Below are 8448 nucleotides of genomic sequence, written 5' to 3'. Positions count from 1 at the left end.
GACCACAAGTTTGATGCTTTTCTTGACTCTCTCCAATTTTTGTCCTGTACTTAGAAGAGTCTGCAGCTAAATTCGTTCGTGGGGGAGCATTTTCGCTAAACAGAGATATCTGAGTGCGAGCAACCCATTCGATGACCGCTACAGGAACGATTGAGCTATCCTTTAGGGGAATTGGCAGTAATCCAACAATTTCTTGTTCCTCATTCGTTACCGCGATCGACCAATCTTTATTTTCTGGTAGAAGTAATACGCCTTTAGATGTTCTAGTTTTTTCTAACATGACTTGTAGAAACCGAGCGAGCAGGCGATCGCGCTGAAATTCTTCTGAAAGAGAGCAAAGTGCCTCCATAACGCTATCCGAGTTAAAAAGATCGGCAATATCCGTATCCATTGAAGTCATGATTGTTAAAGGGGTTCTATTCATGGTTATATTATTAACTCAATTGTTAACTGTAACAGCCTCATCCTGTCAGAGAAAGGGACAAGCTGTAAATTGTCCGTAAAATTTAAAATTGTTTGTAGAATTGTCAATTGTCCATTGATATTACCCTGTATCCTCTTTCGTTCGATCGCAAAACCCCATAACAAGCCTGAAAAGCCAGAGAATAGATTACGCAATATACAATATAAATTACAAAAAATGAGTCATATTCCGTTTTCTGACCAAGGCTTGCTGACTCAAACTCGAAAAATAGAACGATCGATACAACGATCCCCGAAATTTTGACTTATCAATTTAGTCTTAATTTAGTCTTAATGTACTTAACTCGCCCTTAATGTTTTGGATTTGAAGGGTAGATGCTGGAATTCGAGTCTATTGTCTGGAATTATTTATTGTCAAGCAATGACAATAAAATTGCACTCAAAAATGAGATCTATCTTTAGGATAACACCAAAGCATTTTTCCCTGCAAAATTTTTCTTGCTATGCGCTGTGAAAACAATTTACTATTCTTAATTGAGAGAAGTTGCCGAGATTAAACTTTCGGTAGAGCGAAACTCATTTTGAGAAGCTCAAATATTGAGGAATTTATCGAGTTGTGACAAAAAGTTTAACAATTATTGTGATTGGTGGAGGTGCCGCCGGATTTTTTGGGGCAGTGACGGCGGCTCGTTTTTGTCCTAATTCTCGTATTGTCATTCTTGAAGCAGGACAATATCCTCTGGCTAAAGTTAGGATTTCAGGAGGAGGGCGTTGCAATGCGACCCACTCTTGTTTCGATCCGGCTCTATTGGTTAAGAATTATCCGAGAGGAGGAAAGGCTTTACTCGGAGCATTCAGTCGCTTTCAGCCTCGGGATACGATCGCTTGGTTTGAGAGTCGAGGAGTGCAGTTAAAAACGGAAGCCGACGGACGCATGTTTCCCGTTAGCGATCGCTCGCAAACCATTATTGATTGTTTACTAAAAGAAGCCAAACAGCAAGGGGTTGAATTGCGGACACGATCGAGGGTGAAATTGTTAACGCGATCGCCAGAGCAATTTACGATAACTTTAAAAACCGGTGAAATATTAACCGCCGATCGCGTTTTAATGGCCACAGGGAGCAGTCTTTTAGGGTATCGTTGGGCGAAGCAATTCGGACATGCGATCGCAACGCCTATTCCTTCTTTATTTACTTTTAAAATACCCGATCCTCGTTTACAGAATTTGGCTGGAATCAGTGTCGATCGCGCCCGAGTTCGTTTGCTACAGGAAGGAAAAAATAAACTCGAACAAACTGGCCCCATTCTAATTACCCATTGGGGTTTAAGCGGTCCGGCAATCTTAAAACTTTCGGCATGGGGTGCAAGAATTCTCTGGGAGCATCGCTATCATCTCTCATTACAAATTAACTGGTTGCCCGAGGAAAATGCAGAAACCCTGCGCCACAAAATTCTCCAAATCAAATCTGAATATCCCAAGCGGAAATTGTTTAATTCTTGTCCCGTTTCTGTGCCTAAACGCTTGTGGCAGCAATTGCTCATCTCTGCTGATATTTCACCAGCTAAAATTTGGGCAGAATTATCGAAGAAAGAGCTAACTCGCGCGATCGCGGAATTGGTCAACGGACACTATACCATTCAAGGAAAAAACGCCTTTAAAGAGGAGTTTGTGACTTGTGGGGGAATCAGTCTCAAAGAGGTTAATTTTAAAACAATGGAAAGCCGAAAATGTCCGGGATTGTATTTTGCAGGGGAGATTCTCGATATTGATGGCGTTACTGGAGGTTTTAATTTTCAAAGTGCTTGGACGACGGGATGGCTGGCGGGAACTTCAATTCAATGAACAATGAACAATTACCCATTACCCATTACCAAAAATTTATAAAACTCTCTGAGTTTGTGAAGATTCAGTGAAAATGCTGAAATTGCCTCGACAAACCCAAGATAGCCCGGATAAGCTGAAAATAAGCCAAATGGGGATGTAATTGAGGTGGGAACAATGCTGAGCTATCCTAGAATTTTTGGAGCGATCGCGGGAACGACTTTAAGTGTAATTGCACTCATTAGCACAACAACAGGTGCAGCCAAGGCTTTTACAATGGGCGATCATCTTGATGGGGCAGAATTTGATGCGTTGGGGTTAGATATCCCTTGGGCGGCAGAAAGTCGCATCGGTCGAGTTGGCGACTATGAAATTAATATTCACGATATAGACAATGATGCTGACAATCGTGTTCAGGCGAACTATGATAATTGGGTCAGTGGTGAAGCGGTGGATTTTTCCTTGATTTTTGATAGTATTGCCAATACTTTAACCTATACAGTTGCCGACGTTGAGATTAGCAAAACCGATATCTTCGAAGATAATTTTTCCGATCTGTATATCAGAACAAGCGCCCGTAAAGAGGGTACGAGTATGCTCGTTGATAATTTGTTTTTAAGTGATGCGTCCATGTCATCCAGTATCGCCGATATTTCTAGCGCTTCTTGTTCTGGCGGTGTGGGTTGCGGCTATTTTGATGCTGACTATCTTCATATTGGTAACATTGTCGGTGATTTCACTTTAACTGGGAAATCGACAATGACTTGGGGAGATATAAAACCCAACAATTCTAACCTTGCCTATCAAATTAAGTTAGTTGCCGGTGACGGGGGTGGCGAAGATATTGAAGTTCCCGAACCCGCTTCCCTCTCTTTACTTTCTCTGGGTTTAGCCGGATTATTAACTGTAGGGAAACGTCGCCAAGAAGATAGCGATCGCTAAGTTTAAAGTTTGATGTGAGAGTGGTTCTCCTTTTCTAATCCGCCTTCTTTAGGAAAGCGGATTTTTTTGTGCTGGGCGATCGCAAACAGAATTAAACGGCAACTGCCGATCGCCCTTTCGTGGCAACCAGAGAGACAAAATTAGAGAGGATTTTTAGCCCTGCTGTTGAGGACTTTTCCGGGTGAAATTGAACGGCGACGAGATTATCTTTGGCGATCGCGGCAGTCACTTCCTGAGAACCGTGAGTCACTGTTGCGGCCTGAATTTGCGCCTCGACGGGATCGACATAGTAAGAGTGAACAAAATAAACGTAAGGACTTGGCCCTAATCCTTGCCAGACGGCTAGATCGGGTTGTTTAAAAGAGAGAGTGTTCCAGCCCATGTGAGGAATAGTAATATCGGGTTCGGAATGAAAGCGCCGCACCATACCCGGAATAATCCCTAACCCCGGTTCTGTACCTTCCTCAGAGCCATCGAAGAGAATTTGCAACCCCAAACAGATACCGAGAAACGGCTTGCCACTGGCAATCGCATCTTTAATCGGTTCGACGAGATGGCGCGATCGCAAATGCTGCACGGCTGGATCGAAAGCACCTACTCCCGGTAAGACAATGCCATCTGCTGCGATGAGGTCTTTATAAGAGTCTGTCACTTTTGTTGTCGCACCTGCGTTTTCTAGCCCCTTGCAAGCCGAGTGCAAGTTGCCCATATCGTAGTCGATAACCGCGATCGATACCATTTTACTTCCGAAAAAAGAACACTTTAAACTGTGGCGATACCACTGGCTAGATCCTACCCCAAATTGCAACAAACTTGTTATACTAGCCGGAAAAACCGGCAGAGAGGATGAAGGGTTAACGCATCTGCCTTTATGTTTAGCTTCCCAAATTAAAATTCGATAATGTTTGCATATTTCTGGCGTACAATCTTTGGAACGGCGATCGTTTGTGTTGTTTTAAGCGTTCGCTCTTTAAGTTGGGCGGAATCTATTACCGCGACAGATGAAACGGGAACGATCGTGCAAAAAGAAGGGGATATTTATCGCATTCAAGGAGGAACGCGATCGCAAGATAATCTTTTTCATTCTTTTCAGGATTTTGGCTTAAACAGTAGCGAAATTGCGGATTTTCTTTCTTCTCCAAGCATTCAGAACATTTTAGGACGAGTGACCGGAGGCGATCCTTCAATTATTAATGGTTTAATTCAAATTACGGGGGGAAATTCTCACCTTTATTTAATGAATCCTGCGGGGATTATTTTTGGCAGCAATGCGAGTTTAAATGTTCCCGGTTCTTTTTTAGCAACAACGAGCGATCGTATCGGTTTTGCAGGTGGTTGGTTTAATGCAGTCGGAGAAAATAATTATCAAGATTTAATCGGGAATCCCGATCGCTTTGCCTTTTTGAGCGATACATCCGGTGCAATTATTAATAACGGTAATTTAGCCGTTCAAACAGGAAACGATCTCACGCTAATTGGCGGAACAATAATTAATACGGGAACAATTTCTGCACCGGGAGGCAATATTACTTTAGCCGCCGTACCGGGAACAAATTTAGTGCGAATTTCGCAAGCGGGGACGCTTTTAAGTGTAGAGTTACCCGCCGAAACAGTCGCCACAGGAATTACGGCTTTAGAATTGCCCGAACTATTAACAACACCGGGAATTGAAGATGCGATCGCAAATCTCCCTACACCTCAAAATGGTGATATTTTCATAAGCGGTCAAATTCATGGGGAAACAGTAAATTTAATGGCAGCAAATCGAGTCAATGTTGTTAATACAGCTAATCCCTTAGTTTTGACAGGAGATGGAACGAGAAGCGCACCCACTGTGACAATATTTCCTGAAAATACAGAGGATCCTCTAGCCTATGTTTTTATCGATGCGCTGGTTGAAAATTATCAAGATTTTCTCTACAATGGCAAACCCGGAACGGTTTCTTTTGTCGTGACTCCAGAAGAAAATGGCATATCCTTGATTAGCGATCGCTTAGCTGCGATCGGCGATCGCGAGCAAAAAGTTGACGAAATTCATATTATCTCAGAAGGAAATGAGGGAAACTTTTGGCTAGGAAATGCTTATGTAGCTGAAGAAACAATAAACCAATACCGAGAAGATTTTCGCAATTGGAGAAGTAGCTTAAGTCAAGAAGCCGATATTTTATTGTATAGTTGTTTTACTGCATTAGGAGAAGTTGGCGAATCTTTAATACAAACCATTGCCACAGAAACAGGAGCCGATCTCGCCGCTTCAACTAATTTAACAGGAAATTCAGTCTTGGGAGGAGATTGGATTTTCGAGAAGAAAATTGGTAATATTGAAGCAAGTTTAGCCTTTAAACAATCAATTTTAGAAAATTATAACAATACTTTAGCTATTTTTACAGCGAGTAATGGTTCTGAATTAGATACAGCAATATTGACTGCTAATACAAATGGTGTTGATGACACAATTAATCTTACTCCTAATACAATTTTTTTCCTAAATGCCGAGTCAATTACTGAGTTCTTTACAACTCTGACAATTAATGGATTTGGCTCAACAATTGATGCTCAAAAGAACGGACGAATTTTTACAGTTAGTCAAAATGCAACTCTCAGTCTCAATGATTTGACAATTCAGAATGGATATCGCGTGGGATCTGCAAGTGGAGCAATTTCTGTTCGCACAGGAGGAACATTAAATATTACCAATAGCACCATTACTAATAATTCAACAACCAGTAGTGGCGGGGCGATTTCCTTGAATGGAGGAACGGTCAAGATTAGTAATAGCACGATTTCTGGTAATTCTGCTGTCAATGGCGGAGGAATTTTTAACGATCGTGGTACAGTTACTATTAGCAATAGCACAATTTCTGGAAATATTGCTATGTCTAATGGGGGTGGTGTTTACAATGGCTTTGCAACAATTACTCCTAATACCGCGATCGCAACAATTACGAATAGTACAATTTCCGGCAATAGTTCGGGAGGACAAGGAGGAGGAATTGCTAATATTAGCCGTTTTGCTAACACTGCAACCTTACAACTCTATAACAGTACCGTATATGGAAATACCAGCCCACAAGAAGGAGTAGGAATTTTTAATGATGATGGTGGATCGGGTTCGGCGATCGCCAAAATTCGCAACACAATTATTGCCGGAAATATTTCTTTAGGGAATCCCGATCAGCGAGATGTTAGAGGTGGGAATGGCTCTCTCAACTCTGAATTTACCGATCTTGGCAATAATCTTATTGGAGTGGTTGATGGTGCGATCGGCTTCAATTCTACTACTACGCTTTTAGGAACTTCAAGTAATCCTCTCGATCCTATTCTTTCTCCTTTAGGAAATTATACTGGAGACACTCAAACTCATGTTCCGCTTCCCGGAAGTCCTGCAATTAATACTGGTAGTACAACAGGAACTCCCAGTACGGATCAGCGAGGATTAACTCGAGGAATCCTAGTTGATATTGGATCGGTTGAAGTCACTGCCGATCTGCAAATCACTCAAAGTGTTAGCACTACTATTCCTATTCTAAATCAGGATATTGGTGTTGTTCTGACGATAGAAAATCTGGGTCCCGATCCTGTCGGAGGCGTATTGGTTAGCAGCCTTTTTCCCGATGGAATTACCTTAAATAGTGCTACTCCTTCTACTGGAAGCGCAACATTTAACAATAATATCGGGCTGTGGACGATTGGTAATCTCGATGGCAATTTCAACCTGATTTCTGAAGGGAATTCAGCGACTTTAACATTAATTGGTCGTGTCACCGATCCCGATATTTTCAACCTGATTTTTTTGAATTTTATTCAAAGCGATATTTTTCAAGCGGAAGATCCCGATTTATCAAATAATATCGCTCAATCCGAGTCAACAACAATTAACCCTAATATTCTGCCAACTTTACAACCAAAATCCCCTTTAGTTGCGATCGCACCCTTCAAACCCATTCTCAATACTCTGAGTGATGAAGCAATTTTTATTGAGATTGAAGATACTTTTTCTCAAGAGTATGAAGATTACTTAGAACTTGAAGCAGAGAAACCCGTAACTTTACAAGAAGCGCAAAATATTCTTCGCAATATTGAAGTGACTAACGGCATTACTCCAGCCGTTATTTATGCTTACTTCAATCCGAAAAATTCTGGGTTAAATGAAAATGAACTCTGGCGTTTTTCTCCTCGAGAAAACCAGCAAACAAAAGTAAAATATGACCCTTCTCCTGATGATGAATTGCATTTATTAGTCCTCACTCCCAACGATCGCCCCTTGCGTCACCATCTTCCCGAAGTCACCCGAGAAAAAGCGATCGCCGTTGCTCAAAATTTTCGTCGTACCGTAACTAATGTACGTCGTCCCGATGCTTATCTTGACTCCGCAGGACAAATGTATAATTGGTTGGTGGGTTCAATTGCAGAAGAATTAGAAATACGAAGGGTGGATAGTTTATCGTTTGTATTAGATAGAGGATTGCGAACCATACCGCTTGCTGCCTTACACGATGGAGAAAACTTTATTATCGATCGCTATAGCGTCGGTATGATGCCCAGTTTCTTTTTAACAGCACCAGAATATCGCAATATTAAAGACCGTCCGGTTTTAGCAATGGGTGCCGATCGCTTTGTGGAATTAGAAGATTTACCCGCAGTGCCTACAGAATTAGAATTAGTCGGAAATGAACTTTGGCCGGGAGAATTTTATCTCAACGAAAATTTTACTGCCGATACCCTCAAACAAGCGCGATCGCGAAATGCTTTCGGACTGGTTCATCTGGCCACTCACGGCGAATTTAAACCCGGTAAAGCAGAGAATTCCTATATTCAGTTTTGGGATGAAAAATTGCCCCTCACTCGCTTTCGAGAATTAGGATTAAACGATCCTCAAATTGAATTATTAGTTCTTAGTGCTTGTCGTACTGCAGTGGGCGATCTCGATGCTGAATTAGGGTTTGCAGGACTGGCGATCGCAACAGGTGTTAAAACGGCGGTAGGAAGTCTCTGGTATGTTAACGATGAAGCCACTCTAGCCCTCATGACGGGGTTTTATTCCCAATTAGATAGCGCGGCAATTAAAGTGGAAGCCTTGCGACAGGCACAGTTAAGTTTATTACATGGCGAAACTCGTTTTGAAAATGGACAGTTGCTCTTTCCAGACGGAAGTTTTCCGCTTCCTCCAGAACTATTAGGCAGAGGCGATCGCCTTTTCAGCCATCCTTATTTTTGGAGTGCATTTACAACAATTGGCAGCCCGTGGTAAACCAATAAGC

Annotated in this window: 5 protein-coding genes; 3 read left to right on the top strand and 2 right to left on the bottom strand. The window is 41.9% G+C overall.

Annotated elements, in window-relative coordinates; all coding sequences use genetic code 11:
- On the bottom strand, nt 1-424 hold a 424-nt coding region (locus AC6RV6_RS25265; RefSeq protein WP_500243654.1), incomplete at its 3' end, for a hypothetical protein.
- Nucleotides 425-1039: 615 nt separating this feature from the next.
- On the opposite strand from AC6RV6_RS25265, the gene AC6RV6_RS25260 reads away from it, so the two are divergent.
- Together AC6RV6_RS25260 and AC6RV6_RS25255 are read left to right on the top strand one after the other, a co-directional pair.
- The gene (locus AC6RV6_RS25260) at nt 1040-2266 is read left to right on the top strand and encodes a BaiN/RdsA family NAD(P)/FAD-dependent oxidoreductase (RefSeq protein ID WP_500243653.1); all 1227 of its coding nucleotides are present in this window, start codon (nt 1040-1042) and stop codon (nt 2264-2266) included.
- A 156-nt stretch (nt 2267-2422) separates the two neighbouring features.
- Nucleotides 2423-3187, top strand: coding sequence for a choice-of-anchor W domain-containing protein (locus AC6RV6_RS25255; RefSeq protein WP_500243652.1), 765 nt, complete (start codon nt 2423-2425; stop codon nt 3185-3187).
- A 91-nt stretch (nt 3188-3278) separates the two neighbouring features.
- On the opposite strand, the gene hisH is transcribed toward AC6RV6_RS25255, so the two are convergent.
- Nucleotides 3279-3926 carry an imidazole glycerol phosphate synthase subunit HisH gene (gene hisH / locus AC6RV6_RS25250; RefSeq protein ID WP_500243651.1) on the bottom strand — a complete coding sequence of 216 codons (648 nt, stop codon included), beginning with the start codon at nt 3924-3926 and terminating at the stop codon, nt 3279-3281.
- Between the two features lie 162 nt (nt 3927-4088).
- Here hisH and AC6RV6_RS25245 point away from each other — a divergent pair, with 162 nt between their 5' ends.
- Entirely contained in the window at nt 4089-8438 is a 4350-nt protein-coding gene (locus AC6RV6_RS25245; RefSeq protein WP_500243650.1) for a CHAT domain-containing protein, read from the top strand.
- Nucleotides 8439-8448 lie beyond the last annotated feature (10 nt).

The sequence above is a fragment of the Spirulina sp. LEGE 11439 genome, assembly GCF_059821285.1.
The sequence above is the reverse complement of the archived record's forward strand: the minus strand, read 5'-3'. Positions and strand labels throughout refer to the sequence as shown.

Coding starts and splice junctions, on each gene's coding strand:
- AC6RV6_RS25255 (WP_500243652.1), top strand. CDS start 2,423: ATGCTGAGCTATCCTAGAATTTTTGGAGCGATCGCGGGAACGACTTTA.
- AC6RV6_RS25245 (WP_500243650.1), top strand. CDS start 4,089: ATGTTTGCATATTTCTGGCGTACAATCTTTGGAACGGCGATCGTTTGT.
- hisH (WP_500243651.1), bottom strand. CDS start 3,926: ATGGTATCGATCGCGGTTATCGACTACGATATGGGCAACTTGCACTCG.